General features: G+C 74.3%; 23 protein-coding genes and 2 pseudogenes. 14 read left to right on the top strand and 11 right to left on the bottom strand.

Translation table 11 applies throughout. The features are described from left to right. Nucleotides 1-94: 94 nt before the first annotated feature. From IE109_RS19955 to IE109_RS19935, 5 genes and pseudogenes are all read right to left on the bottom strand, one after another. Nucleotides 95-517, bottom strand: a complete 423-nt coding sequence (locus IE109_RS19955; RefSeq protein ID WP_189552403.1) for an acyl-CoA thioesterase — start codon at nucleotides 515-517, stop codon at nucleotides 95-97. Between the two features lie 38 nt (nucleotides 518-555). Continuing rightward, a pseudogene (locus IE109_RS34060) lies at nucleotides 556-770 on the bottom strand (IS5/IS1182 family transposase); the annotation flags it as partial. A 19-nt stretch (nucleotides 771-789) separates the two neighbouring features. After that, nucleotides 790-1,803 carry a hypothetical protein gene (locus IE109_RS19945; RefSeq protein WP_229891281.1) on the bottom strand — a complete coding sequence of 338 codons (1,014 nt, stop codon included), beginning with the start codon at nucleotides 1,801-1,803 and terminating at the stop codon, nucleotides 790-792. Nucleotides 1,804-2,129: 326 nt separating this feature from the next. Next, entirely contained in the window at nucleotides 2,130-2,585 is a 456-nt protein-coding gene (locus IE109_RS19940; protein ID WP_189552283.1) for a hypothetical protein, read from the bottom strand. Between the two features lie 190 nt (nucleotides 2,586-2,775). After that, entirely contained in the window at nucleotides 2,776-3,621 is an 846-nt protein-coding gene (locus IE109_RS19935; RefSeq protein WP_229891279.1) for a DUF2637 domain-containing protein, read from the bottom strand. Nucleotides 3,622-4,234: 613 nt separating this feature from the next. Between IE109_RS19935 and IE109_RS34055 the strand changes: the two genes are divergently transcribed. From IE109_RS34055 to IE109_RS19910, 6 genes are all read left to right on the top strand, one after another. Further along, nucleotides 4,235-4,405 carry a putative leader peptide gene (locus IE109_RS34055; protein ID WP_373297737.1) on the top strand — a complete coding sequence of 57 codons (171 nt, stop codon included), beginning with the start codon at nucleotides 4,235-4,237 and terminating at the stop codon, nucleotides 4,403-4,405. 201 nt (nucleotides 4,406-4,606) lie between these two features. Further along, nucleotides 4,607-5,686: an ABC transporter substrate-binding protein gene (locus IE109_RS19930; protein WP_189552282.1), complete on the top strand. Its 1,080-nt coding sequence runs from the start codon at nucleotides 4,607-4,609 to the stop codon at nucleotides 5,684-5,686. Between the two features lie 5 nt (nucleotides 5,687-5,691). After that, complete coding sequence (locus IE109_RS19925) at nucleotides 5,692-6,555, top strand: ABC transporter ATP-binding protein (protein WP_189552281.1); 864 nt, start codon at nucleotides 5,692-5,694, stop codon at nucleotides 6,553-6,555. Then, nucleotides 6,552-7,520 carry an ABC transporter permease gene (locus IE109_RS19920; RefSeq protein WP_229891277.1) on the top strand — a complete coding sequence of 323 codons (969 nt, stop codon included), beginning with the start codon at nucleotides 6,552-6,554 and terminating at the stop codon, nucleotides 7,518-7,520. The genes IE109_RS19925 and IE109_RS19920 overlap by 4 nt, the downstream gene beginning before the upstream one ends. 186 nt (nucleotides 7,521-7,706) lie before the next feature. Beyond that, nucleotides 7,707-9,050, top strand: coding sequence for an LLM class flavin-dependent oxidoreductase (locus IE109_RS19915; RefSeq protein ID WP_268251478.1), 1,344 nt, complete (start codon nucleotides 7,707-7,709; stop codon nucleotides 9,048-9,050). Nucleotides 9,051-9,145: 95 nt separating this feature from the next. After that, nucleotides 9,146-10,123, top strand: a complete 978-nt coding sequence (locus tag IE109_RS19910) for a TauD/TfdA dioxygenase family protein (RefSeq protein WP_189552280.1) — start codon at nucleotides 9,146-9,148, stop codon at nucleotides 10,121-10,123. 81 nt (nucleotides 10,124-10,204) lie between these two features. Here the strand turns inward: IE109_RS19910 and IE109_RS19905 are convergent, their stop codons facing one another. Together IE109_RS19905 and IE109_RS19900 are read right to left on the bottom strand one after the other, a co-directional pair. Continuing rightward, a complete protein-coding gene (locus IE109_RS19905; protein ID WP_189552279.1) occupies nucleotides 10,205-11,650 on the bottom strand; it encodes a glyceraldehyde-3-phosphate dehydrogenase in 1,446 nt (481 codons plus the stop codon). 223 nt (nucleotides 11,651-11,873) lie between these two features. Beyond that, nucleotides 11,874-12,752 (bottom strand): helix-turn-helix domain-containing protein, encoded by an 879-nt coding sequence (locus tag IE109_RS19900; RefSeq protein ID WP_189552278.1) that lies wholly within the window; start codon nucleotides 12,750-12,752, stop codon nucleotides 11,874-11,876. A gap of 97 nt (nucleotides 12,753-12,849) precedes the next feature. On the opposite strand from IE109_RS19900, the gene IE109_RS19895 reads away from it, so the two are divergent. Continuing rightward, complete coding sequence (locus tag IE109_RS19895) at nucleotides 12,850-13,635, top strand: NAD(P)H-dependent oxidoreductase (protein ID WP_189552277.1); 786 nt, start codon at nucleotides 12,850-12,852, stop codon at nucleotides 13,633-13,635. Nucleotides 13,636-13,750: 115 nt separating this feature from the next. Here the strand turns inward: IE109_RS19895 and IE109_RS19890 are convergent, their stop codons facing one another. The 3 genes from IE109_RS19890 to IE109_RS19880 all read right to left on the bottom strand — a co-directional run bounded on the left by IE109_RS19890 (nucleotide 13,751) and on the right by IE109_RS19880 (nucleotide 16,725). After that, the gene (locus IE109_RS19890) at nucleotides 13,751-15,484 is read right to left on the bottom strand and encodes an acyl-CoA dehydrogenase family protein (protein ID WP_189552276.1); all 1,734 of its coding nucleotides are present in this window, start codon (nucleotides 15,482-15,484) and stop codon (nucleotides 13,751-13,753) included. A gap of 87 nt (nucleotides 15,485-15,571) precedes the next feature. Next, nucleotides 15,572-16,138 (bottom strand): PadR family transcriptional regulator, encoded by a 567-nt coding sequence (locus IE109_RS19885; RefSeq protein ID WP_189552275.1) that lies wholly within the window; start codon nucleotides 16,136-16,138, stop codon nucleotides 15,572-15,574. A gap of 167 nt (nucleotides 16,139-16,305) precedes the next feature. Then, on the bottom strand, nucleotides 16,306-16,725 hold the full coding sequence (locus tag IE109_RS19880; RefSeq protein ID WP_189552274.1) for a PPOX class F420-dependent oxidoreductase: 420 nt from the start codon (nucleotides 16,723-16,725) through the stop codon (nucleotides 16,306-16,308). Between the two features lie 160 nt (nucleotides 16,726-16,885). Between IE109_RS19880 and IE109_RS19875 the strand changes: the two genes are divergently transcribed. Beyond that, nucleotides 16,886-18,580 (top strand): alkaline phosphatase family protein, encoded by a 1,695-nt coding sequence (locus tag IE109_RS19875; RefSeq protein WP_229891275.1) that lies wholly within the window; start codon nucleotides 16,886-16,888, stop codon nucleotides 18,578-18,580. Nucleotides 18,581-18,712: 132 nt separating this feature from the next. After that, nucleotides 18,713-19,786, top strand: a complete 1,074-nt coding sequence (locus IE109_RS19870; protein ID WP_189552273.1) for a hypothetical protein — start codon at nucleotides 18,713-18,715, stop codon at nucleotides 19,784-19,786. On the opposite strand, the gene IE109_RS19865 is transcribed toward IE109_RS19870, so the two are convergent. Further along, nucleotides 19,743-20,627 (bottom strand): CDP-alcohol phosphatidyltransferase family protein, encoded by an 885-nt coding sequence (locus tag IE109_RS19865; protein ID WP_189552272.1) that lies wholly within the window; start codon nucleotides 20,625-20,627, stop codon nucleotides 19,743-19,745. The two genes, IE109_RS19870 and IE109_RS19865, sit on opposite strands and share 44 nt — an antisense overlap. A 121-nt stretch (nucleotides 20,628-20,748) precedes the next feature. On the opposite strand from IE109_RS19865, the gene IE109_RS19860 reads away from it, so the two are divergent. The 5 genes and pseudogenes from IE109_RS19860 to IE109_RS33225 all read left to right on the top strand — a co-directional run. Continuing rightward, nucleotides 20,749-21,729, top strand: coding sequence for a zinc-dependent alcohol dehydrogenase (locus IE109_RS19860; protein ID WP_189552271.1), 981 nt, complete (start codon nucleotides 20,749-20,751; stop codon nucleotides 21,727-21,729). An 80-nt stretch (nucleotides 21,730-21,809) separates the two neighbouring features. Further along, nucleotides 21,810-22,208: a 6-pyruvoyl trahydropterin synthase family protein gene (locus IE109_RS19855; RefSeq protein WP_189552270.1), complete on the top strand. Its 399-nt coding sequence runs from the start codon at nucleotides 21,810-21,812 to the stop codon at nucleotides 22,206-22,208. 71 nt (nucleotides 22,209-22,279) lie between these two features. Then, the gene (locus IE109_RS19850; RefSeq protein WP_189552397.1) at nucleotides 22,280-23,392 is read left to right on the top strand and encodes a glycosyltransferase family 4 protein; all 1,113 of its coding nucleotides are present in this window, start codon (nucleotides 22,280-22,282) and stop codon (nucleotides 23,390-23,392) included. Further along, nucleotides 23,389-24,255, top strand: a complete 867-nt coding sequence (locus IE109_RS19845; protein WP_189552269.1) for a methyltransferase domain-containing protein — start codon at nucleotides 23,389-23,391, stop codon at nucleotides 24,253-24,255. Before IE109_RS19850 ends, IE109_RS19845 begins: the two co-directional genes overlap by 4 nt. A gap of 23 nt (nucleotides 24,256-24,278) precedes the next feature. Continuing rightward, nucleotides 24,279-25,160, top strand: a pseudogene (locus IE109_RS33225) (lysylphosphatidylglycerol synthase transmembrane domain-containing protein); the annotation flags it as partial. Between the last annotated feature and the right edge of the window lie 40 nt (nucleotides 25,161-25,200).

Here is a 25,200-nt window from a genome sequence, read left to right as displayed (position 1 = left end):
TAGCCGGAACGCCGCCGTGGGGCGGCTGAACGTCCCGGTCCGCGGCGGGTGCGCCGAGGAGCCCGCACCGGGCGGGGCCCCGCGCCGAGTGCGATCAGAGGCCGAAGACCTCCGGTGCCTTCGCCAGGGCCCTGAAGTGCTCACGCGGGTCGGCGACCAGCTTGCGCCGCCTCAGGTCCATCAGACCGCCGACGCCCGACACTTCGGCGGCCACGGTGCCGTCCGCCATCCGGATAATCTGCTCGATGCGGAAGGTCTTGCCCTCGCCCCAGACGAAGACGCAGGTCACCTCGGTCTCGTCGCCCGCGCGCAGCTCCCGCCGGTACCGCACCGTCACCTCCAGCGCCACCGGTCCCAGGTTCCTCTCCAGCAGGTCCGCCTGGCGGATGCCGCCCGCCTGGAGCATGGACCAGCGTGCGTGTTCCGCGTACTGGAGGTAGACTGCCTGGTTCAGATGACCTTGGGTATCGGTCTCGTACCCGCGCACCACGACGGTGACGGAAAACGGCTCGGACACGCTGCTCCTCCCGGCGCCGGCGCATCGGCCGGACGCCCGCTCACCGGACGACCGCCCCCTCGGGACGGGCGGGATCGATCCTAGGCCGTTGCGTGGATCACCGAGCGGACCACGGGGGCTGATCACGGGGCGGATACCGCGCCCGCGCAGGTGCTCGCGGGTTCGCGCGGGAGGAGTACGCCTTGTCGGCCAGGGCCAGATCCGGCCTGGTGCGGGGCCGTCCTCGCGGTCGAGAAACGCGAACGCGGGCCATACCCACTCTGTGTCGACACTCACCGGCAGGCGGGACGCGTCCGAAGCCAGTACGAGCGGGCGGCGATGGTCAGGGCGATACCGTACACAGCGAAGGCGGTCATCCCGACCCAGCCGACCAGCAGCGCGTCGCCCAAGGAGTGGAAGTCACCGCGCCGCATCGTCGCCGCGCCGGACGTGACCAGGGCCAAGTATCCGACCCCCACAACGCCGTACGGGGCGAGCGTGGCAGCGCCGAGCAGAGCCGGGGCGAGCGGGAGCCAGCGCGGCACCCGTCGGCCGCGCAGGAACAGCGTCCAGCGTGGGAAGACCTGCCCCCACGGGCGGACCAGACCCCAGAGCAGGAAGACGCCGAGCACGGCCAGCAGCACCGTGGGGTCCAAGCCCCAGGACTCCAAGGTGAGGAAGATCCCCGAGGCGCCGTTCCGCTCCGATACCGCGAGCATCTCCTCACCGGTGATCCCCGCGAACGTCCCGCCGAGCGCCCAGACCATCTTCATCGCCGCGTACGGGACAAAGGCCACCGTCCCCGCCCAGGCGGCGAGTCGGACGAGTCGCGGTGCGGTGGACGGCGCTCGCACGGCAGTACCGGCGAACAGCCGGCCGGACCGGGCCGTGGCCGCAAGCAGGACCGCCCCGACCGCCGCGAGGGCCTTGTTCGCAGCGGAAGCCCCGCTGTCCACTCCCTGACCGAACATCAGCGTGATCACATCCATCAGCAGGCTGAACGCGGTAATCCCTGCCAGGGCGCAGACCAGCCAGAGCAGCACCCGCAGCGCCGGCCGCGGCCCGTACCGCACCACCGCCCCACTGACCAGCGCCGCCAGCCCACCCACCGACGCGACCGCCCAACCCGGCACCAAGGCCCCCGACTCACCGCCGTGGTGCAGCAAGCGGGTCCCGCTCATCGCGCACGCCAGGCCGAAGCCGGCGTACAGCACCGCCCACAATGTCGTCGCCCGGGCCACCCAGCGCGGCCATCGCTGCCACCAGGCGCTCCAGGGCGCCTTCGTCGTCCGTTCAGCACTGGTCATGTCCTGAACGTCGCATCGAGTGCGGCCCCGTGGCGTCGGCCGCCGGAACGATCTCTCTCCCCCGGCCGGGTGAGTGACCTGTGAGGCCAGGGTATGAACCACCGAGCGTGACGCCTCGACCGGCCGTCCATCGTCGTCTTCCAGTGCCTCGAAGGCGCGAGTTCCTCAAGCTGGATCACTCCCTGTTTCGGGAGTGATCCAAACGAATGGCCCTGAAGGGGCCCGGGCGGCTGCCTGGCCGTCCGGGCCCCCCGCCGCGCGGCGCGGGCGTTCAGGGATGGTTCAGCGGTGTCAGAGGTGGGTCGTCGGCGGTTCGGCACCGGCGGTCAGGACTGGCAGGAGGTGAACTCGGGGCTGGTCCGGGCCAGGTAGATGCTGGACCGGCCCTGGTCGTCGCTCTTCAGCGGGACGGTGACGGTGTCCGTCACCTTCCAGGGGAAGCCGTTCGCGTCGAAGGTCCACTCGCCGGACACCTTCGTCGCCAGCTCGGAGAGCGCCACCCAGCCGTAGTGCCGTGAGGGCACGGTGATCAGCAGGCTGTTGCCGAGGTCCTGGCGCAGGTCGTAGCTGATCTGGCCGGAGATGGTGAGGCTGACGCTGGTCTGCACGGGACTGGGCCCGCCCGTGCCGAGGCCCGAGGTGAAGGACACGCCCATCCGGCTCGACCAGCCGGTGGAGGTGTGCAGCGAGAAGGTCCACGGCACGGCCGACTCCGTGCCGTTGTACCAGACGGGCGAGCCCCACTTCCCGGCCGTTTCGGCGGACGCGTTCCGGGCGCCCATGGCTGGTGATGGCCGGTGGCCGGCGCCCCGTCTGGTACGGGCGGCGGCGCCGGGGCGGGCGCGGGGGCGCGGTACGCGCCGGCGGGCGCCGGGGCGTCCATGGCCGGGGGCGGTTACGGCGGGGGCGGAGAGCTCCGCGCGGTGCGCCTGGCGGTAGGTGCCGACGGTGCGCGGGGGAGGCGATGACCGGTCACCGGCCGGATGTTGCGCCCCCGTGGCCCGGGGCCGCCGCACCGGCCGGAGGTGTCCGGCCGGGTGGTCCGGGCTGCCGGGGCGGAGGCGTCGCGTCGCGGTGGCGGGGCGTGGTCCGCCGGGGCGGTCTCGTCAGGGTGATCTGCCGTACGAGCTGCTGGAAGCAGGCCAGGGCGGCCACGGCGGGCAGCGCGGCGGCGGTCGCGTCGAGCGGGGTCCTCGGCGCCTGCGCGACGCACAGCATCATGGCGATGGTCGAGAAGAGCAGGACGGCGGACCACGAGTGGGTGGCGCGCCGGCGGTGGAACGCCGCGCCGAGGATGGAGAGGGACGCGACCAGCCACGGGCCGTGCACCAGGAGGGGCCACCACCGGACCACACCGGCGGAGGCACCGGGCCGGACGGCGTTGCGCAGCAGGGGTTCGTAGGTGACCATGCCGCCGTAGACGCTGACCATGGGGGCGATGACGGCGGTGAGCGCCGCGATGAGGAGGCTCCCGCCGCGCAGGAGGGTGACGGCCTGCCTCTTCGGCGGCGTCCGGCGGTGGCTCGGCAAGGGGTGGCGCAGCGGGGCGAGTTCGGCGGTGATCTGCTGGAGCCCCGCCATGGGGTGAGCGTCGCCGTACGTCGCCGGGGTGCCGGCGAGGACGGTGGCGGGTGGGCCTTCCCGGTCCCGGGCCGGGTCTGACTCCCACAGGAGATGTGCCAGTTCCTCGTCCCAGGCGGTGTCGTCCAGGGCGTCGAACGAGGCGGCCGCCGGGCGGCCGGCCGCCTCGTCGTCGTGGCCGTGGATCGGTCGGCCCGGTTCCTGGGGCTGGTGGAAGCGGCTGGATGACTCGTACATCACGGTCCCGTCCGGGGTTCCCGGCACGGTGGTTCGTGAGCGGGAAGTCCCCCGCCTCCGGCGGGGTTCCGGGGGAAGGGGATGATCAGCTGCGCTGCGGTCATGTTCCCCCTAACGCCGCGAATCGTGGTCCGGGTGCGCGTCATCGGGGTGACGCGCCGGGGCATTCGGGTGCCCCGCGGGCGGTTCATCGCTCATCTGGCGTGTGGCGGACAGTGCGGTGGCTCCTCGCCTTCCGCTCGTCGGCGGCCCCCGCACCAGGGCGTCGTCGTCCCGCAGCAGCTCGGCCAGGGTGCCGAGGACGCCGTCCGTCGCGGGTGCCGCCACCGCCGCGAGGCCCTTCGCGGTGGCGAAGCACCTCCCGGTCGCGGCGTCGCCGGAAGCAGCCGCCGGAAGGGCGCCGGCACGCCGCCGCCGGCCCCGCGCCTGTCGCCCCCGGCGGGCCAGCAGGCGGAGCCGGAGGCGCGGTGAGCGGCCGGGGGCCGGGGGCCGGGGGCAGGGGCGAGCGGTCAGGGCCCGGGGCGGCTCGCCCGGCCGGACCGTGACGGGACCGCTGACGCCGCCCCGGTACCCCGTCGGCCGCGGCGTCGTGTGAACGGCGCACTGCGGGCACATGGCGGTGCGTGCACAACGTGAGACGGGCCCGTTGCCCGCATTGACGCGTCCGGCGCCCCCTGCCAGCGTCGTGGACGTGAGCCAGTCAGCGAACTTCTCCGCGCGGCGGCACGTCGATCTCCGACGGTACGCAGGCGCCCTCTGTGCGTTCGACCTCTGCGGCTGTTAGGCGCCCGCGGGGCCCGACCGCCCCGACCCGCCCGTTCCTCACGCCCCCGCCGCCCCCGCTTGCGGTCCCTGATCCGGCCGCGCAGCCCGCACGGTGGCGCCGGCGCGCGCTCCCCCTTCCTCCCTTTTCCGTCCCCACGGCGACGACCGCGTGGCCGTACCCGGCCGCGCGCAGCCCCGCACCTTCGAACAGGACGTTCCCATGAGCACGCTGTCCCCGCCCCCGGTCAACCGGCGCCGTTTCCTCGCCCTGCTCGGTCTCTCGGCGGTCACGGTCGGCTGCGGCACGGCCGTGGGCGGCGGCCCGTCCGCCGGGGGCGGCACCAGGAAGCTCCGCTACCAGGGCTGGACCGGCCAGGTCACCCCCGCCGAACTGGCGCAGGACCTCGGCTACCTGGAGGACGTCGAGCTGGAGTGGGTGGGCAACACCATCAGCGGTCCGCAGGACATCCAGTCGGCCGCCACCGGCCAGACCGACTTCGGCGGCGCCTTCAACGGCGCGGTGGTGAAGCTCGCCGCAGGCGGCGCGCCCATCAAGGCGGTCATCAGCTACTACGGCTCCGACGAGCAGGCGTACAGCGGCTACTACGTACGCGCCGACAGCCCGATCCGGTCCGCCCGCGACCTGATCGGCAAGAAGGTCGGCATGAACACCCTCGGCGCGCACTCCGAGGCCATGCTGGACATCTATCTCCGGCGCGGCGGCCTGTCGGCGGCGGACGCCGACAAGGTCGAGGCCCTGGTCGTCCCACCGGTGAACACCGAGCAGACCCTGCGCCAGAAGCAGATCGACGTCGCCGTGCTGAGCGGCGTGCTGCGGGACAAGGCGCTGGCGACGGGCGGCCTGCGCCAGTTGTTCACCGACCACCGGCTCCTGGGCTCGTTCAGCGCCGGGACGTACGTCATGACCGAGCGCTTCCTCCGGCAGAACCCCGGCACCGTACGGACGTTCGTCACCGGGGTGGGCCGGGCGCTGGACTGGTCCCGCGACACGCCGCGCGAGGAGGTGGTCGCCCGGATGACGCGGATCGTGCGCAAGCGCCGGCGCAACGAGGACCTCGCCGCCCTGCGGTACTGGAAGTCGTACGGCGTGGCCGAGCCCGGCGGACGCATCACCGGCGAGGAGCTGGGGCTCTGGGTCGACTGGCTGGCGGAGCGCGGTGACATCGAGCGCGACCGGGTACGGCTCGGCGCCCTGTACACCAACGACTTCAACGCCTCCGCCACCGCCTCGCCCGCCACGGCGACGGCGCCGGCGACGGCGACGGCGAGCGGGAGGTGAGGACCATGGCCGAGCACACGACCGAGCGGGAGACCGCGCACACAACGGAGCACACCGCCAGGATCGTGCTCCGGGACGTACGCAAGGAGTTCCCCGTCAAGGCCGAGGACGGCACCCGGACGGTGGCCACCGCCCTCGACGGCATCGGCCTGACGGTGGGGGCCGGGGAGTTCCTCGTCGTCGTGGGCCCCAGCGGCTGCGGCAAGTCGACCCTGCTGGACCTGCTCGGGGGCCTGACCCGCCCCACCTCCGGCAGCATCCTGCTGGACGGGGCGCCGGTCACCGGCCCCGGCCTCGACCGCGGCATCGTCTTCCAGCAGTACGCCCTGCTCCCCTGGCGCACCGCCCAGGGCAACGTCGAGTTCGGGCTGGAGGCCATCGGCGTGCCCCGGCGCGAACGGGCGGCGCGGGCCCGCGAGTTCCTGGACCTGGTGGGCCTGGCGGGCTTCGAGGGACGCCATCCGCACGAACTGTCGGGCGGCATGCGCCAGCGGGTCGCGATCGCCCGCAGCCTGGCGTACGACCCGGACGTCCTGCTGATGGACGAGCCGTTCGCGGCGCTGGACGCTCAGACCCGGGAGTCCCTCCAGGACGAGCTGCTGCGGATCTGGCAGCGCACCGGCAAGACGATCGTGTTCATCACCCACGGCATCGACGAAGCCGTCCACCTGGGGCAGCGGGTGGCGGTGATGACCTCGCGGCCCGGCCGCGTCAAGGAGGTCGTCCCCATCGACCTGCCCGCCCCGACGAGCGGCGACGACCCGCGGTCCAGTCCCGGGTTCGCGCGGTACCGGCACCGGATCTGGTCCCTGCTGCGCGACGAGGTGTCCAGGGCCCAGCAGGAGGAAAGGCAGGAGGCCGTCCTATGAGTTCCGTGACCGACATCGCCACCGGCACCGGCACGGGTTCGGGCGCCCCCCGTACCCGCCCCGGTTCCGCCACCACCGGCGCCGCCGCAGCCGCGGATGGCCCCGGCCCGGCACCGTCCGTCCGCAAGGGCCCGGTCGCGCCGCCGGCCGGCCATGCCCCGTCACTCGGCGGGAGGCTGCGGTCGACCGCCCGCAGGGCGGCGTACGGGGCCGTCAGGGCAGGCGTCCGATCCGTCGCGATCGTGGCCCTGCTGGTGCTGTGGGAGACCGCTCCCCGGCTGGAGCTGGTGGACCGCACGTTCCTGCCGCCCTTCAGCGAGGTCGCCGTGGCGTGGTGGCGGCTGGCCGCCGACGGGCAGCTCGCCGACCACACGCTGGCCAGCCTGAGCCGTTCCCTCACCGGGTTCGGGATCGCGGTGGGCGTCGCGGTGCCCCTGGGCCTGCTGATCGGCTGGTACCGCCGCGTGGCCGATCTCCTCGGGCCGCTGCTGGAGGTGTTCCGCAACACCGCCGCGCTGGCGCTGCTGCCGGTGTTCGTACTGCTGCTCGGCATCGGCGAGACGTCCAAGATCTCGATCGTCGTGTACGCCTGCGCCTGGCCGGTGCTGCTCAGCACCATCAGCGCCGTCCGGACCGTGGACCCGACACTGCTGCGGCTGGCCCGGTCGCTGGACCTGCCGCCGGCGCGGCTGTTCCAGAAGGTGATCCTGCCGGCCTCCGTGCCCTCGGTGTTCACCGGCATCAGGCTGGCCGGGGCGGTGTCCGTCCTGGTCCTGGTGGCGGCCGAGATGATCGGTGCGAAGGCGGGGCTCGGTTACCTGATCAACGCCTCGCAGTACAACTTCGCCATCCCCCAGATGTACGCCGGGATCATCACGATCTCCGCGATCGGCGTCGCCTTCAACCAGTTCCTCGTCGCCCTGGAACGCCGGATCGGCGCGTGGCGGTCACCGGTCGGCGGCTGACCGCCGCGCCGCCCCGCCCCGACCGCTTCCGCACACCGGCCCCACCGGCCCCACCGGCCGCCTCGGCCCCGAGAACGCCCCGCCGAACGCCCGATGGGCGCCCATGGACCCGCCGGGCCACGGCCCCACCGGCCTGCCGCGGACTCCCCCGCGCCTCCCGCCCCAGCACCCCCGAAGGACACCACCGTGCCCCCGACACCACCGCCCCGCCAGCTGCACCTCAACGCCTTCCTCATGAACGCCGGCCACCACGACGCCGCCTGGCGGCACCCGTCCACCTCGCCCGAACGCGTCACCGACCCGGCGTACTTCCAGGAGCTGGCCAGGACCGCCGAACGCGGCTTGCTGGACTCGGTGTTCCTCGCCGACGGACTGGCCCTGTGGGGCGACGTCCGGTACAACGCGCTGGGAGGCTTCGAGCCGCTGACGCTGCTGGCGGCGCTCGCCACCGCCACCCGGCACATCGGGCTCATCGCCACCGTCTCGACCACGTTCAACGAGCCGTATCCCACGGCCCGGGCGTTCGCCTCCCTCGACCACCTCAGCGGCGGCCGGGCGGGATGGAACATCGTGACCTCGGGCTCGGCCGACGAGGCCCGCAACTTCGGCCGCGACGAGCACCTGGAACACGGCCTGCGGTACGAGCGGGCACGGGAGTTCGTCGATGTCGCGGTGAAGCTGTGGGACAGCTGGGACGACGACGCGATCGTCCTGGACCGGGCGGCCGGGGTGTACGCGGACCCCGACAAGGTCCGGCCCATCGACCACCGGGGTACCCACTTCCGGGTGCGCGGCCCCCTCAACGTGCCCCGGTCCCCGCAGGGCCGCCCGCTGCTGGTGCAGGCGGGTTCCTCGGAGGACGGCAAGGAGTTCGCGGCACGCCACGCGGAGGCGGTCTTCACCGCGCAGCAGACCCTGTCCGGCGCGCGGGCGTTCGCCGCGGACCTGCGCGCCCGGCTGGCGCGGTACGGGCGGGCGCAGGACGCGGTGCGCATCCTGCCCGGCATCTGCCCCGTCATCGGCTCCACCGAGGCGGAGGCCCGAGCCCTCGAAAGGGAGTTGACCGAGCTTCAGGTGCCCGAGTACGGACTGGCGCAGCTGTCCGGAATGCTCGGCACCGACCTGACCGGCCTGCCGCTGGACGGACCGCTGCCCGACCTGCCGGACGAGCGGGACATCAACGGCAACAGGAGCCGCTTCGCGCTCGTCGCGGACCTCGGCCGCCGGGAGGGACTCACCCTGCGGGAACTGATCGCCCGGCTCGGGGGCGGGCGCGGCCACCGCGTGGTGGCGGGTACTCCCGAGCAGATCGCCGACGAACTCCAGGAGTGGTTCACCCGGGGAGCCGCCGACGGCTTCAACATCATGCCGCCCCACCTGCCCCGCGGGCTCGACCACTTCGTCGACCAGGTCGTCCCCGTCCTCCAGGCTCGCGGCCTGTTCCGCACCGAGTACGCCGGACACACCCTGCGCGAGCACTACGGACTGGCCAGGCCAGCCGCCCGTGCCCACGAGCCCTTGGCCGTCTGACGCACGGGCGCGGCCGGCCCCCCCCTTCCCCCCGACCCCACCCGCCCACCCCGCCTCATCCGGGCCATCGACCCGACCGACGAGAGGACAGCCCCATGACGACCACGACCCCCGCCGCGTCCGCCGTTCCGAGAACGGCGAGCACACCCGGCACACGGGACACACCGAGCACTCCGAGCACACCGGGCGGTGTCGAGATCCGCCGCATCGGCGGGCGCATCGGCGCCGAGGTCCGCGGCCTGGACCTGGCCGGCGAGCTGAGCCCCGGGACGGTCCACGCGGTCGACGCCGCGCTGCGGGAGCACAAGGCGCTCGTCTTCCGGAACCAGCACCTCGACGACGCCGGGCAGTTGCGCTTCGCGTCCCTCTTCGGGGAGCTGACCACCGCCCACCCCACCGTCCCGTCGGTCGACGGGCAGCCGAACATCCTGCCCGTCGACGGGGACGAGGGCATCAGGGCGAACCACTGGCACACGGACGTCACCTTCGTCCGCACTCCCCCGAAGGCGTCCACCCTGCGCGCCCTGGTCGTCCCGCCGTACGGGGGCGACACACTGATCGCCAACGCTGCCGCCGCGTACCGGGACCTGCCCGAGCCCCTGCGGGAGCTCGCCGACCGGCTGTGGGCGGTCCACACCAACGCCCACGACTACGCGGAGCCGAGGAACGAGAAGGCGGCCGAGCACCGCAGGCGGTTCGTGTCACGCCGGTACCGGACCGCCCACCCGGTGGTGCGCGTCCACCCGGAGAGCGGGGAGCGGGGCCTGTTCATCGGGGGGTTCGCGCAGAGCCTCCTCGGATTCGGTCCGGCCGAGTCCCGTGACCTGCTGAGGCTGCTCCAGTCCTACGTGATCCGGCCCGAGAACGTCGTACGGATCGCCTGGAACCCGGGCGACCTGGTGCTGTTCGACAACCGGGTCACCCAGCACTACGCCCCCGACGACTACGGCGACCTGCCGCGCCTGCTGCACCGCGTCACGGTCGCCGGGGACGTACCGGTGGGCGTCGACGGCGGCCGCAGTCGCACGGTGGAGGGTGACGACGCCGCCCACTACACGCCGTCGGCGGCCTGACCCGCCCGGCCGTCCGCCCCCGGGACGCCGCAAGGCCCCGGTCCGCGTCTGCGGGCCGGGGCCTTCGGTGATCCGGACGGATCAGACCGCGGGGGCCGGGAAGGTCGGGTACTCCACCCCGGACACGTGCTGGACGACGCGGATGACCTGGCAGGAGTAGCCGAACTCGTTGTCGTACCAGAGGTAGAGGATGGCGTTGTCGCCGTCGACCTTGGTGGCGCCGGCATCGACGATCGAGGCGTGACGCGAGCCGACGAAGTCCATGGAGACCGCGTCGGGGGCGGTGGTGAAGTCGATCTGGCGCTTGAGCGGCGAGTGCAGCGAGACGTCGCGAAGGTATTCGAGGACCTCGTCGCGGGTGGTCTCACGGCCCAGGCGCAGGCTCAGGATGGCGATCGAGACGTCCGGTACGGGGACGCGGATCGAGCTGCCGGTGATCGGCGCCTTCAGGTCGGGCAGGGCCTTGGCGACGGCGGAGGCGGCACCGGTCTCGGTGATCACCATGTTGAGCGGCGCCGAGCGACCGCGACGGTCGGCCTTGTGGTAGTTGTCCAGCAGGTTCTGGTCGTTCGTGAACGAGTGGACGGTCTCGACGTGACCGCGCAGGACGCCGTACTCGTCGTCCATCGCCTTCAGCGGCGGGACGATGGCGTTGGTGGTGCAGGAGGCGCAGGACAGGACCCGCTCGTCCGGCTTGATGGTGTCGTGGTTGACGCCGTGCACGATGTTGGGGACGTCGCCCTTGCCCGGGGCGGTCAGGACGACCTTGTCGATGCCGGGGCGCAGGTGCTTCGACAGGCCCGCGCGGTCACGCCACTTGCCGGTGTTGTCGATGAGGATCGCGTCCTTGATGCCGTACGCGGTGTAGTCGACCTCGGACGGGTCGTTCGCGTAGATCACCTTGATCGCGTTGCCGTTGGCGACGATCGTGCTGGTCGCCTCGTCGACGGTGATGGTGCCCTGGAACTGACCGTGGATCGAGTCACGGCGCAGCAGCGAGGCGCGCTTCACCAGGTCCTGCTCGCCACCACCGCGCACGACGATGGCGCGCAGGCGCAGGCCGTTGCCGGAACCGGCCTTCTCGATGAGGAGGCGGGCGACCAGGCGGCCGATGCGGCCGAAGCCGTAGAGGACGACGTCGCGTCCCTCGCGGCGCTCGATCTTGTTGGCGCCCATGGCCCCGGCGACGGCGTCGGCGGTGAAGTCCTCCACCGACAGACCGCGGTCGTCGGTCTTGTACGTCGCGGCGAGCATGCCGATGTCGATCTGGGAAGGGCCGAGATCCAGCGCGGTGAGGGCCTGGAGGAACGGCAGGGTCTCGGTGACCGAGAGCTCCTCGCCGGCTATCTGCCGAGCGAACCGGTGGGTCTTGAGGATGCTGACCACCGACTTGTTCACCAGGGAGCGGCTGTGCAGCAGGACGGTGACGTCCCGCTCGCGGTGCAGCTTCCCGATGATCGGGATCATCGACTCCGCGATCTCCTCGCGGTTCTTCCAGTTGGTGAACGAGTCGTCGTTGACAGTCACAGGTTTATCTTTCGAGCTAGGCGGCGCTCATATGCTAACCCCCTGCCGTTCCGCTCTCGCACCGGGTCCCGCCCGGGTGCGGTACGGGGGCGGCACGGGGCGCCGCGAGGGCGAAAGGCGGCGGACGCGTCCCCGATGTCCTCGACCGGACGCTCTCGTCCCTCCCGCGGCGGCGCCCGGCCGCCTGACGCCGACAGGCGGCCCGGCCCGGACGGGCCGGGGCTCAGTCGAGGGACGGGCTCACGGGCGTCATGGAGTCGGCCAGCCGGGCGAGGGCGAGGCTCGTCTCGCTGCCCTCCTCGGCGCTGAACACGTGGATGACCGCACCGGTCTGCCCGGGGACGGCCGGCACGTGCAGCGTCTCGTAGTCCAGGTCGAGCAGCCCGGCCGCCGGGTGCCGCAGCCGTTTGCGTCCGGCCGCGCACATCAGGACCTCACCCGTGGCCCAGATCCGCCGGAAGTCGGCGCTGCCGGCGGAGAGTCCGGTGATCAGCGCGGTCAGTTCGGGGTCGCCCGGGTACCGCCCCGCCGAGACACGGAGCTGGCCCACCGCTTCGGCGGCCCGCTCCTCCCACTCCGGGTGGACCTCGCGGGAGGCCGGGTCGAGGAAGAGGTACCGGGCGTTGTTCCGGTCACGACGGCCCGGATCGTTCACGCCGCCGATCAGTTCGGCGCCCAGATCGTTGGCGGCCAGCACGTCGAGGCGGTGGTCGGTCACGAAGGCCGGAAGGGCGGCCATGGCGTCCAGGACCCGCAGCAGCGACGGACCGACCCGCGCCAGTGGTACGGGGCACCGCCGGGTGCCGGCCAGGGTGTCCAGGTGGCGGCGCTCCGCGGCGTCGAGGCGGAGCGCCCGCGCGAGCGCGTCGAGCACCTCGGTCGAGGGCTGGGTGGCACGGCCCTGTTCCAGGCGGACGTAGTAGTCCACGCTGATCCCGGCGAGGAGGGCCAGTTCCTCCCGGCGCAGGCCTTGGACCCGGCGGCGGCCACCGCCGGCGAGCCCGACCTGTTCCGGCGCGACGCGCCCCCGGCGGGCGCGGAGGAAGTCGCCGAGCGCACGCCCGGTGTCGCCGATGCCGTCGATCTCCTGGGTGCCGTCCATGGGTCCAGTATGGGTGGCACTCGCGGTACCAGGATCACCGTTCCGCCGGACGAACAGGGCGCTGGCTACGGGTCCTCGACCGGGGGAGCCTGTCGGCATGAAGAAGATCCTCATTGTCAGTGCCCACCCCGAACCCGCCTCCCTCACCGCCGCGTTGACCACGTTCGCCGCCGACCGTCTGCGCGCGGCGGGGCACGACGTGCGGGTGTCCGACCTCTACGCGATGAAGTGGAAGGCGACGGTCGACGCCGACGACTTCCCGGCCGACGCCGTGGACGGGAGGCTGGACGTGATGGCCGTCTCGGAACGGGCCACGCTGGCGGGGCGGCTGTCGCCGGACGTGGCGGCCGAGCAGGAGAAGGTGCTCTGGTCGGACGCGGTGATCCTGCAGTTCCCGCTGTGGTGGTTCTCGGTGCCCGCGATCCTGAAGGGCTGGGTCGACCGGGTGTTCACCGCCGGCTTCGCCTACGGCCCCGCCGTCCCGCCGCCCTATGGCGAGGGCCCCTTGGCGGGCCGGCGGGCGCTGCTGTCGGTGACCGCCGGCGCCGGGGAGCCGGCGCTCTCGGACCGGGGCGTCCACGGGCGCCTGGCGGACCTCCTCCACCCGCTCCAGCACGGCCTGTTCTTCTTCACCGGCATGGCGCCGCTGGAGCCGTTCGCGGTGTACGGGGCGAACGAGCTGCCGGACGAGCGGTACGCGGCGGCGCGGCGGGAGTACGGGCGACGGCTCGACGGGCTCTTCACCGACGAGCCGGTGCCCTTCCGGCCGCTCGCCGGCGGGGACTACGACCGCGCCATGCGGCTGATGCCTGGCGTGGAGGCGCCGGGCACGAGCGGCCCGGCCCTCCACCTGCGCCCGCGCCGGGCCGGTGGGGTCGGCTGACCACCGGGCCCACCGGGCCGCCGGCCAGGCCCGGACGCGGGGAGGGTGACGGCACCCGGAGTGGCGCCGGAGGTGCCGGCGCCCGGAGGTGCCGGCACACTCCCCGCGCGCCGGACTACTCGGCCATCTCGTACGCGCCGGACAGCGCCTCGACACGCTCCCAGACCCGGCCCGAGCGGTCCTCGTCGACGACCGGGCGGCGCACCGCCCCGAGGGCCCAGAGCTGCTGGCTCTCGGTGGCGGAGTCCTTGCCGTGCAGCTCGACGGCGTGGGCCGAGAAGTCGCGCACCAGGACGGCGAACAGTTCGTCCAGGACGTCCTGGTCGAGGCCCGTCAGGCGCGCCTGCTCCAGGATCAGCTGGCCGTGGACGACGAGCGCGAAGAGCTGGCCCACGGCGAGGAGCAGGTCCAGGTCACGGCTCTGCTCCTCGTCGGGGGCGGCGGTGGTGACGAACGCGCACAGGGCGTCGGCCTGCTCCCGGAACCGGGCGACGTTGGGCACGTGGGCGTACGCGTCGAAGGCCGGGCGCCAGTCGTGGAAGCGTACGGAACCCAGACCCCGCGCCGGGCCCTGGCGGAACAGGAACGAGTCGTCGGCCGCGTCGAGGCGGGTGGGGACGGGCTCGTAACCGGCCGGGTCCAGCAGGTGGTTGCGCATGAACTTCAGGATCAGCGCGAGGTTGACGTGGACCGTGCCCTCCAGCTTGGGCAGACCCCGGATCTCGATGGCGGCCTGGGCGAAGTAGTTGTCCTTCTCGAAGCCCTTGGCGGCGATGACGTCCCACATGAGGTCGATGACCTTCTCGCCCTCCGTGGTCACCTTCATCTTCGTCATCGGGTTGAACAGGAGGTAGCGGCGGTCGTCCGGGCCTGCGGAGCGGAAGTAGTCGACGGCCCGGTCGCTGAAGAGCTTCATCCCGACGAGCCGGACGTACGCGTCGGTCAGCTCGCGGCGCACGTGCGGGAACGCGGTGACGGGGCGGCCGTACAGGACGCGGTTGTGCGCGTGGGTGACGGCCTCGTACATCGCGTGCTCGCAGATGCCGATGGAGGCGGTGCACAGGTTGAACTTGCCGACGTTCACGGTGTTGAGGGCGGCGTCGAACGCGGCGCGGCCGGTGTGCAGGACGTCCTCGGCCGTGACGGGGTAGTCCTCCAGGCGGAACTCGCTGACGTACTTGGAGGAGTCGACGACGTTCTTCACCAGGTGGTACGCCGGGTGACGGCTGTCGGCGGCGAAGAAGACGTACCCGTCGGGGCCCTCGACGTCGGTGCGGCGGCCGAAGACGGAGACGAGTCCGGCCGCGTTGCCGTTGCCGATGTAGTACTTGGAGCCGGTCGCCCGGAAGCCGCCCTCGCCGTCGGGCTCCAGCAGCATGTCGGTGGAGTAGATGTCCGCGCCGTGGGTCTTCTCGGACAGGCCGAAGGCGAACACCTCGCCCTGCGCGAGGAGTTCGGCGGCGCGGGCGCGGGCGGCGGCGTTGTCGCTCTGCCAGACCGGGCCGAGGCCGAGGATGGTGACCTGCCAGGCGTACCAGTAGTCGAGCCCGTAGAAGCCGAAGATCTCGTTGAGCGCGGCGATGCGGGCGGTGTCCCAGCGCTTGTCGCCCTGGTCGCCGGCGTCACCGCCGGCGGCCGACGCGGGGGTGAGGAACGTCGCGAACAGGCCCTCCTTGGCGGAGAAGGCCAGGAAGTCCGCGAGCCAGGCGCGGGAGCGGTAGTCCTCGATCAGCCGGCGCTTGCCGCGCTGCTCGAACCAGTCGACGGTCGCGCGCAGCAGCCTGCGGGTCTCCGGGTCGAAGTGCGCCGGGTCGTAGGTGCGCGGGTTGAACAGCAGCGGGTCGGCCATGGGTGTCCGCCTTTCCGGAGGGTCGTGTGTGTGCGGGGTCGTGGGTGCGGTCGGGGGTGGTGGGTGCCGAGGGGTGGGAGCGGCGGCTCAGCGCTCGGGGGCGAGCCCGTGGAGGGTGGCCAGTACGTCGTCGAGCCAGGTGAGCGTCATCCGCTCGTACGCGATGCCGCCGCGCAGCACGACGTGCTGGAGCTCCCGCCCCGCGTCGGGCGGGCCCGGGGCGCGCGGGGCCTCGGGCCCCGTGAAGTCCCGTACCTCGCCGGCGAGGTAGTGCGCGAGCCGCTCGGCGTGGACCTCCCGGTACCGCTCGACCTCGCGGATCAGGGCGGCCGGGTCGTCGAAGGCCGCGCCGCGGATCTTCACGGCGAGGTCGTGGCGGACGCTCTCCGGTTCGATCGGCTCGTGCAGCCACGCGGAGAGCGCGGCCCGGCCGGGGGCGGCGACGGAGTACTCCCTCTTGTCCGGACGGCCCTGCTGCGGCACCTCGCGGACGTCGATCCAGCCGTCGCTCTCCATGCGCTTGAGCACGCGGTAGATCTGCTGATGGGTGGCGGTCCAGAAGTAGCCGATGGACCGCTCGAACCGCCGGGCCAGCTCATAGCCGGAGCCCGGCTGCTCCAGCAGGGACACGAGGATCGCGTGGTCGAGCGCCATGCCCCGATCTTTCTATGCAACTCGTTGCATAGACAAGCGCCGCCGCCCGGGTGAGACGCGGCTCACCCGGGCGGAAGGCCGGCCCTCCGGTCGGCTGGGCGGACGGACGGGGCGGCTGGGCGGGCGGACGGGTCGGGCGGACGGCCCGGGCGGACGGCCCGGGGCCGTCAGCCGGGGCGGTCGGTGTCCTTCAGCGTGCCCCAGCCGTGCCAGCGGTCGATCTCCACCCAGGCGCTGAACCTGCGGCGGTCCCGATGGGCGTACGGCCGGCCGAGGTAGTGGCGGGACAGCCGGTCGATGTCGGCCAGCTCCTTGTCCTCGCTCAGCTCGACGACGCGGCCGGTGAGGCTCAGGTGGGTGTACCAGTTGTCCGCGTCGAGCACGGTGAGCGCCACCCGGGGATCACGGCGCACGTGCGCGAGCCGCTTGCGTCCCTCGTCCATGTTCACCAGGACCCGGCCGTCGTCCCAGAGGTACCAGGTGGCCGTGGAGATCGGCCGGCCGTCCGCCCGGAGCGTGGTGATGGTGGCCGGGTTGGCCCTGCCGAGCATGGCGACGGCCTCGTCGGGAAGCGGTGGTTTCGACATGTGGCGCCTTCCTTGGCGATGGGGGGGTCGTTCTTCCCCAGGGGCCTTCCCCGTTCCTCCGCTTTGAACGGCACCGGCCCGCGGTCCGTACCCTCCACGGCGGCCCCTGCTGACGGGCGGGGTCCGCCGTACCGCCGGACCGCGTACGGAAGGACCTCGGGTGTCGATCGGGACGTCTCGTCCGCTGCCGGACACGGCCACCGCCACGTCCCCGCCGAAGGGCGCCCCGCCCGGGCGGGCGGTGGCGCGGGCCGTGGCGGCGAGGGTGGCCACGGGGCTGGCCGCCGTGCTGGTGGTGGCCGCCCTGCTGCTGCCGGACCGGGTGGAGCGGCTCACCCCCGGTGCTTTCGCACGGCTGCCGCTGGAGGCGGTGGGCGGGGCCGCGCTGCTGCTGGTGCTGCGGCCGGGGGCCAGGCGGGTGGTGTCGCTGCTCGCCGGTACGGGCCTGGGGCTGCTGACGCTGCTGAACCTGCTGGACATGGGGTTCCGTTCCGTGCTCGCCCGGCCCTTCGATCCCGTACTCGACTGGGTCCTGTTCGACGACGCCGAGGCGTTCCTCCGCGATTCCCTGGGCCCTGCCGGCGCGACCGGTGTGGTCGCCGGCGCCGGGGTCCTCGTCGTCGCCCTGCTCGTCTCGATGGCCCTGTCGGTCGTCCGGCTGTCCCGCGCCGTCGTCCGGCACCGGGCCGCGGTGACCCCGGCGATCCTGGTCTCGGGAACCGCGTGGATGGTCTGCGCGGCGCTCGGGGTGCAGGTCTCCGGGGCGGCGGTGGCCTCGCGGGGCGCGGCCGACGCCGTCACCGGCCGGGTGGGGCAGGTCCGTGCCGGAGTGGCGGACAGGGAGGCGTTCGCGCGGGAGGCCGCCGTCGACGCGTTCCGCGACACGCCGGCGGACCGGCTGCTGACCGGGTTGCGCGGCAAGGACGTGCTGTTCGTCTTCATCGAGAGCTACGGACGCAGCGCGGTCCAGGACCCCGGGATGTCGCCGCGGATCGGCGCGGCCCTCGCGGACGGGTCCCGCCGGCTGGGCGCCGCCGGGTTCTCCTCCCGGAGCGCCTTCCTCACCTCGCCCACGACGGGCGGCGGGAGCTGGCTGGCCCACTCCACCTTCGCGTCGGGCCTGTGGATCGACAACCAGCGGCGCTACCGCGACCTCACCTCCGGCGACCGGCTGACCCTCACCGGCGCGTTCCGCCGGACGGGCGCCTGGCGGACGGTCGGCGTCATGCCGGGCGTCACCCGCGCCTGGCCGGAGGGGCGGTTCTACGGCCTGGACCACGTCCACGACTCCCGTAACCTCGGCTACCGCGGACCCAAGTTCAGCTGGACGCCGGTGCCCGACCAGTTCAGCCTGGCGGCCTTCGAGCGTCTGGAGCACGGCAGGCCGGGCCGCGGTCCCCTGATGGCGGAGATCATCCTCACGTCCAGCCACAACCCCTGGGCGCCCGTGCCCACCTTGCTGCCGTGGGACGGGCTCGGCGACGGTTCCGTCTTCGAGTCCGTCAAGAAGGCGGGCAAGGACCCGAAGGAGGTCTGGAAGGACGCCGAGCGGGTGCGGGACGAGTACGGCCGCGCCATCGCGTACTCGCTGAACAGCCTCTTCTCGTACCTGGAGCGGTACGGCGACGACGACACCGTGGCCGTCCTCCTCGGGGACCACCAGCCCGTCCCGACCGTCACGCGCGACCGCCTGGGCCGGGACGTGCCGGTGACGATCGTCGCCCGCGACCCCGCCGTGCTGGCCCGCACGTCCGGCTGGGGCTGGCAGGACGGTCCGAAGCCGGGGCCCGGAGCCCCGGTCTGGCGGATGGACGCCTTCCGTGACCGCTTCCTGACCGCCTACGGGCCGCGGTGACCCGGCACGGCGGCACTGCCGGCCGGTTGTGTTCGGCCGGTGGTCTTCGGCCGGTGGCCGGTCGGCCGGTGGTGGCCGGCCGGTCACCATCCGGTGGGCCCGTGATCCGCCGGGCCTGTCAGGATTCCGGTCATGAGGGAGACGGGGGACATACGCGTCGGCGTCGTGCCGCTCGGCACGACCCGGGCGACCGGCGGGTTGCGGGCGGCCGGCGGCGGACGGCTGTGCGTACGGACGCCGGACCGCGTGGAGGTGCACGACCGGGAGGCGTACCTCGCGGGCGTACGGGAGCCGGCCGGCGTGTACGGTACGCCGCCCGGCGCACGGGCCGACCCGGCCCCCGACGGCGGCTTCGTCGTCGCCGGGCCCTCGTACGTCCGTTCGCTGACGGGTGGCGGGACGGTCCGCTGGGAGCTGCCGCACGCCACCTGGCACGGCGGCCACCGCACGCCGCGGGCGCCCGGCGCCCCGGCCGCCAGCCCGTGCGGACGCTTCGTCGCGGCCGTCGTACCGACGCCGCTCCCCCCGGAGGAGGTCGCGGGCCGGGCGGTGCTCCTTCACGACGGCCCGCCGTCCCGGGGGTACGGGCAGGACCGGCTGCTGCTGCTGGACGCGGCGACCGGGGACGTCCTGGGCGAGCGGCCGGTGGCCGCGGTCTCCGGGGCCCTGTCGCTGGAGTGGCGCGACGACGGCCGGCTGCTCGGGGCGTCGTTCCGGACGGCCTGGTACGGCTGGGCGAGCCACTGGGCGGAGCCGTCGCGCGACGGTATGCGGGTCGTCGGCGCCGGGCCGGACCGCCATGAGCTGACGGGGTTCGTCCCCCGCTCGTCGCGCCTGGTCACGATGCGGCGCGCCGAGGGCATGAGCCTGGACGACGACCGCTACGAGCTGGCCCTGCACGACACCGCGGACCCGCGGCGGACGACGGTCCTGGACCTCGGCGAACTGTCGTGGGACGCCGAGAACGACGACTTCGCCCACGCGTACGCGCTGGACGAGGCGCATCTGCTCGTGACGGCCGACTGGGTGACCCGGCACGGCCGGCTGGAGCGGACCCACTGGCTCTTCGCGGCGGACCCCCTGCGGCCCCTGGGGCGGTTGCGCTACCCACTGCCCGTGACCGTGACCCGGGACGTCACCGCGTTCGGCGACGGCACCTGGCTCACCCGCGACGGCGACCGGCTGCACCGCTGGAGGCTCGCCTGACCGGCCGCCCGGCTTCCCCCGCCGCCCGACGGGAACCGCCCGAGGCGCGACCTGTCTCCGAGGCGCGGCCTCCCCCAGACGGGCGGACGCGCCACAGCCACCGGACGTCCCGGGCGAACGACCACACGAGCAGCGCCAGCGCCGCCGCCACCGCCACGCGAGCCGGCGCGGCCGGCAGGACGCCGGTGCCGGCCACCAGCAGGACGACGCCCTGCACGGCGGCCACCGTCTTGCGGGCCGTGCTCGGCGGCAACGGCCCGTCGAGCCACGGCAGGACGCGGGCGGCCGCGACGAAGACGTACCGCATGGCTCCGATGGCCAGCACCCACACACCCGTCGACAGGGCGACCTGGACGCTCAGGACCAGGATGAGGAAGGCGTCGACCTCCATGTCGAAGCGGGCGCCGAACGGCGTGGCCGTCCCCGTGCGCCGGGCCACCCGGCCGTCGACCGCGTCCAGGATCAGGGCCACCGTGATGAGCGCGGCCAGGGCCGGCGCCGGTGGCCGGCTCGTGAACAGGTCCGCGACCAGCGCCGTCACGCCCCCGACGAGCGTCGCCCGGGCCAGGGTGACGGCATTGGCCGGACCGAAGGGAACGGGCCCGGGCCACGACCTGAACAGGGCGCGGGTCAGCACGCCCCACAGCGCGACGGTGAACACCAGGCCGGTCAGCCATCCGGCGGGGCCCAGCCCCGTCACCGTACCGAGCAGGAGCAGCAGCACGAGCTGCGCCGCCGCGCCGAGGGCGGGCTCCAGGCGCAGTGGGCGCGGGCCCGGACGTACTCCCGGACCCGCGACCGGGCCCGCGCCCGGATCCGCGCCCGGGTCTGTGTCGGTCATGTCGCACACGGACAAGGGACATCCTCCGGACCTGTGACAGAGTCGGTGGCCGCCGTTACCGTGTGCGGCCTCGTCACCCTCCAAACGTGCACCGACACCCCAGCGTTCAACAGGAGATCCCGTGAAGCGCACCGCGCGCGCCTTCTGGCTGCGCTCCCCCGGCCACGGCGGCATACGCGACGTGCCCCTGCCCGAACCGGCCGCCGACGACGTCGTCGTCCGTACGCTGTTCACCGGAGTGAGCCGCGGCACGGAGAGCCTGGTGTTCCGCGGCGGTGTGCCGGAGAGTCAGCACCGCGCGATGCGGGCGCCGTTCCAGGACGGCGAGTTCCCCGGACCGGTCAAGTACGGGTACCTGAACGTCGGTGTGGTCGAGGAGGGGCCCGGGCACCTGACCGGCCGCACCGTCTTCTGCCTGTACCCGCACCAGACCCGGTACGTCGTGCCCGCCGGCGCCGTGACGCCGGTGCCGGACGGCGTGCCGCCCGCGCGGGCCGTGCTGGCCGGGACGGTGGAGACCGCGGTGAACGCCCTGTGGGACGCCGCCCCGCTGGTCGGCGACCGGATCGCCGTCGTCGGGGCGGGGATGATCGGCTGCTCGGTCGCGGCGCTGCTGGCCCGCTTCCCCGGTGTGCGCGTCCAGCTCGTCGACGCCGACCCGGCCCGCGCCTCGGTGGCCGCCGCGCTGGGCGTCGGGTTCGCGCTGCCCGGGGACGCCCTGGGCGGCTGCGACCTCGCCGTCCACGCCAGCGCCACCGAGGCCGGTCTCGCCCGCTCCCTCGAACTCCTCGCCCCCGAGGGCACGGTGCTGGAACTGAGCTGGTACGGGGACCGCCGCGTCAGCCTGCCGCTGGGCGAGGCGTTCCACTCCGGCCGCCTGGTGGTGCGCGGCAGCCAGGTGGGCCGCGTGTCGGAGGCCCGGCGCTCGCGCCGGACGTTCGCCGATCGGCTGGCCCTCTCCCTCGACCTGCTCGCCGACCCGGTGTTCGACGCCCTGGTCACCGGCGAGTGCGCCTTCGACGACCTGCCGTCGGTGCTGCGGGACATCGCCGCCGGTGACCTGCCCGGACTCTGCCACCGGGTGCGGTACGCGGGCGCCTGAACGCACCGCGTCCGCCGGCCGTATCAACGGTGGGGGGCCGCCGACGGCCCCCGCCAGGACGGACCGGGAGGTCACAGCCGTTGTTCAGTGTCACAGTCCGCGAGCACCTCATGATCGCCCACAGCTTCCGGGGGGAGGTGTTCGGACCCGCGCAGCGTCTGCACGGAGCGACGTACCTCGTGGACGCCACCTTCCGCCGCGCCGAGCTGGACGCCGACAACATCGTCGTCGACATCGGCCTCGCCACCCGGGAGCTGGCCGGCGTGGTCGCCGCGTTCAACTACCGGAACCTCGACGAGGAGCCCGAGTTCGCGGGCGTCAACACCTCGACGGAGTTCCTGGCGAAGGTGGTCGCCGACCGCCTGGCCGACCGGGTCCACGCCGGGGCGCTGGGCGAGGGGGCGCGCGGGCTGACCGGCATCACGGTCACCCTGCACGAGTCGCACATCGCGTGGGCGAGTTACGAGCGGGCCCTGTGAACGACCACGGCGCGTCCGGCACGGCCGGTGGGGCCGGTGGGGCGGGACCCGCGCGCACGGTACGGATCGTGATGCCGGCCGGTGTGGACGACCCGGCCGCGCCGAGCGGCGGCAACGTCTACGACCGCAGGGTGTGCCGTGACCTGCCCGGCCTGGGCTGGCAGGTCCACGAGCACGTGGTTCCGGGCCACTGGCCCCGGCCGCGCGCCTCCGCGTCCGGGGCGCTGGCGCGGGTCCTCGCGGAGGCCCCCGACGGCGCCGTGTTCCTCCTCGACGGGCTGGTCGCCTGTGCCGTGCCCGACGTCGTCGTGCCGGAGGCGGACCGGCTGCGCCTGGCCGTGCTCGTGCACCTGCCGCTGGGCGACGAGACGGGGCTCCCCCGCGACCGGGCCGCGGTGCTGGACGCGGCCGAACGCCGGACGCTGCGCGCGGTGGCGGCGGTCGTCGCCACCAGCCACTGGTCGGCGGCCAGGCTCGTGGAGCACCACGGACTCGCCCCGAGCCGGGTCCACGTCGCCGCGCCGGGGAGCGACATCGGGCCGCTGGCGCCGGGCAGCGCGACCCCGCCCGGTGCGCCGCGCGACGCCTCGCAGGGCACCGGCGGCGACCCGCGCCTGTTGTGCGTGGCGTCGGTGACCCCCCGCAAGGGCCAGTACGAGCTGGTGGAGGCCCTGGCGGACGTCGCAGGGCTGGCATGGACCTGCTCCCTCGTCGGCGGGCTGGACCAGGACCCTCGGTACGTCGAGCGGGTGCGCCGGCTCATCACGCGGCACGGTCTCGACGACCGCGTGCACCTCGCCGGCCCTCGCGGCGGTCCGGCGCTGAACGCCGCCTACGCGGGCGCCGACCTGCTGGTGCTGGCGTCGCACGCGGAGACGTACGGCATGGCGGTGACCGAGGCGCTCGCGCGAGGGGTCCCGGTCCTGGCCACGGCCGTCGGCGGGCTCCCGGAAGCGGTCGGGAACGCCCCCGACGGCGGCGTGCCGGGCGTCCTCGTCCCGCCGGACGACCCGGTGGCGCTCGCCGGGGCGCTGCGGCACTGGCTGAGCGAGCCCGGCGAGCGCCGCCGCGCGAAGGTCGCCGCGCGCCGGCGGCGTACCGCGCTGGCCGGCTGGGAGACCACCGCCCGGAGCCTGGCGCGGGCTCTGGACCGGCTCCGCCGGGAACCGTGGGAGGCCGCGTGAACGTGACCGACAGACCCCGCTTCGCCCCCGACTGGCTGGCCCTGCGGGAGCCCGCCGACGCCGCGGCCCGCGCCGCCGGTCTCCTCGACCCGCTGCGGAGCCACCTGCGCCGCGTCCGGCCCCGGCAGGACGCCGTACTGGTGGTGCGGGACCTGGGGTGCGGCAGCGGCTCCATGGGGCGCTGGCTGGCACCCCGGCTGCCCGGGCCCCAGCACTGGGTGCTGCACGACCACGACGCCGCGCTGCTCGGTCTGGCCGCCGCGCGCATGCCGCGCGCCGGCGCGGGTGGCGGACGCGTCACGGTCTCCGCCCGGCAGGGGGACGTCGGCCGGCTCACCGCGGCGGAGCTCTCCGGTACGGGGCTGGTCACGGCGTCCGCGCTGCTGGACCTGCTCACCCGCGACGAGGTGGACGCGCTCGCGGCGGCCTGCGCGGGGGCCGGGTGCCCCGTGCTGCTGGCCCTGTCGGTGGCCGGGCGGGTCGAGCTGACTCCGGCCGACCCGCTGGACGGCGCCATCGGGGGCGCGTTCAACGACCATCAGCGCCGCCTGGACCAGGGCCGCCGGCTGCTGGGGCCGGACGCCGTGACGGCGGCCCGCCAGGTCTTCGAGGACCGCGGCATGGACGTCCTGGTGCGTTCCAGTCCCTGGCGGCTGGGCCCCGGCGAGTCCGCGCTGACGGCGCAGTGGCTGCGGGGCTGGGTCGGTGCCGCCCGCGAGCAGCGCCCCGACCTCGCGCCCCGGGCCACGGCGTACCTCCGGCGCCGCCTGGAGGCGTGCGGGGCGGGCGGGTTGGACGTGGTGGTCCGCCACGAGGACGTCCTGGCCCTGCCCGCCACCGCGCCCACGGGACCCGCCGCGTGACGGCCCCGGCGGTGCGGGTGCCGATGGTGCGCCGGCCGGCCGCGCTGAGCCCGGCGGTAAGGCGCCTGGCGGGCCGGCCCACGGCGCCGGACCGGGCGGTACGGGCGGTGCGCGGCCGTCCTGGGGCGGTCGCGGGCGCGGCGATCCTCGCGGTGGTGGTGTGGTGGCAGGGCTCCGGCGCCCTCGTGGCCGGGCTGCGGGGCCTCGACGCCGTCACCCTCGTCGGCGCGGTGGGCATCGGCGCGGGCACGACCGTGCTGAGCGCGTGGCGCTGGCGCCTGGTGGCGCGGGCCGTGGGCATGCGGCTGCCGCTGGGGCGGGCCGTCGCCGACTACTACCGCGCGTTGTTCCTCAACGCGGTGCTGCCCGGCGGTGTTCTCGGTGATGTGCACCGCGCGGTACGGCACGGCCGTGGCGCCGGTGACATCGGCCGGGGGGTGCGCGCGGTGGTCCTTGAGCGGGTGGCGGGCCAGGTGGTCCTGGTGGCGACCGGTGCGGTGCTGCTGGTCACGTCCTCCTCGCCGGTCCTGGTACGGCTGCGCCCGGGCGTCGCCCCGGCCGGTGCGGTGGCGGCCGGGTGCGCGCTGCTCGTGGTGGCGGTGGTGGCCGCCGGAACGCGACGGAAGCGGGCCGGCCGGGGCCTCCACGACGCCGTCGGAGCGCGGGGGCGGCCCCGGCGGCCCGGCCCGGTGCTCTGGGCGGGGCTGCTGCTGTCGTCCGTCGCCGTACTGGCGGGGTTCCTCGTCATGTTCCTGCTCGCCGCGCGCGCCGCCGGGGTGACGGCGCCCGTGGGCGTGCTGCTGCCGCTGGCGGTGCCGGCCCTGCTCGCCATGGCGTTGCCGCTGAACGTGGCCGGCTGGGGGCCCCGGGAGGGGGTCGCCGCCTGGGCCTTCGGCGCGGCGGGGCTGGGCGCGGCCCAGGGGCTGACCGTGTCGGTGGTGTACG

The sequence above is a fragment of the Streptomyces lavendofoliae genome (assembly GCF_014649735.1).
GTDB classification, from domain to species: domain Bacteria; phylum Actinomycetota; class Actinomycetes; order Streptomycetales; family Streptomycetaceae; genus Streptomyces; species Streptomyces lavendofoliae.
This window is presented reverse-complemented; position numbering and strand designations above follow the sequence as displayed.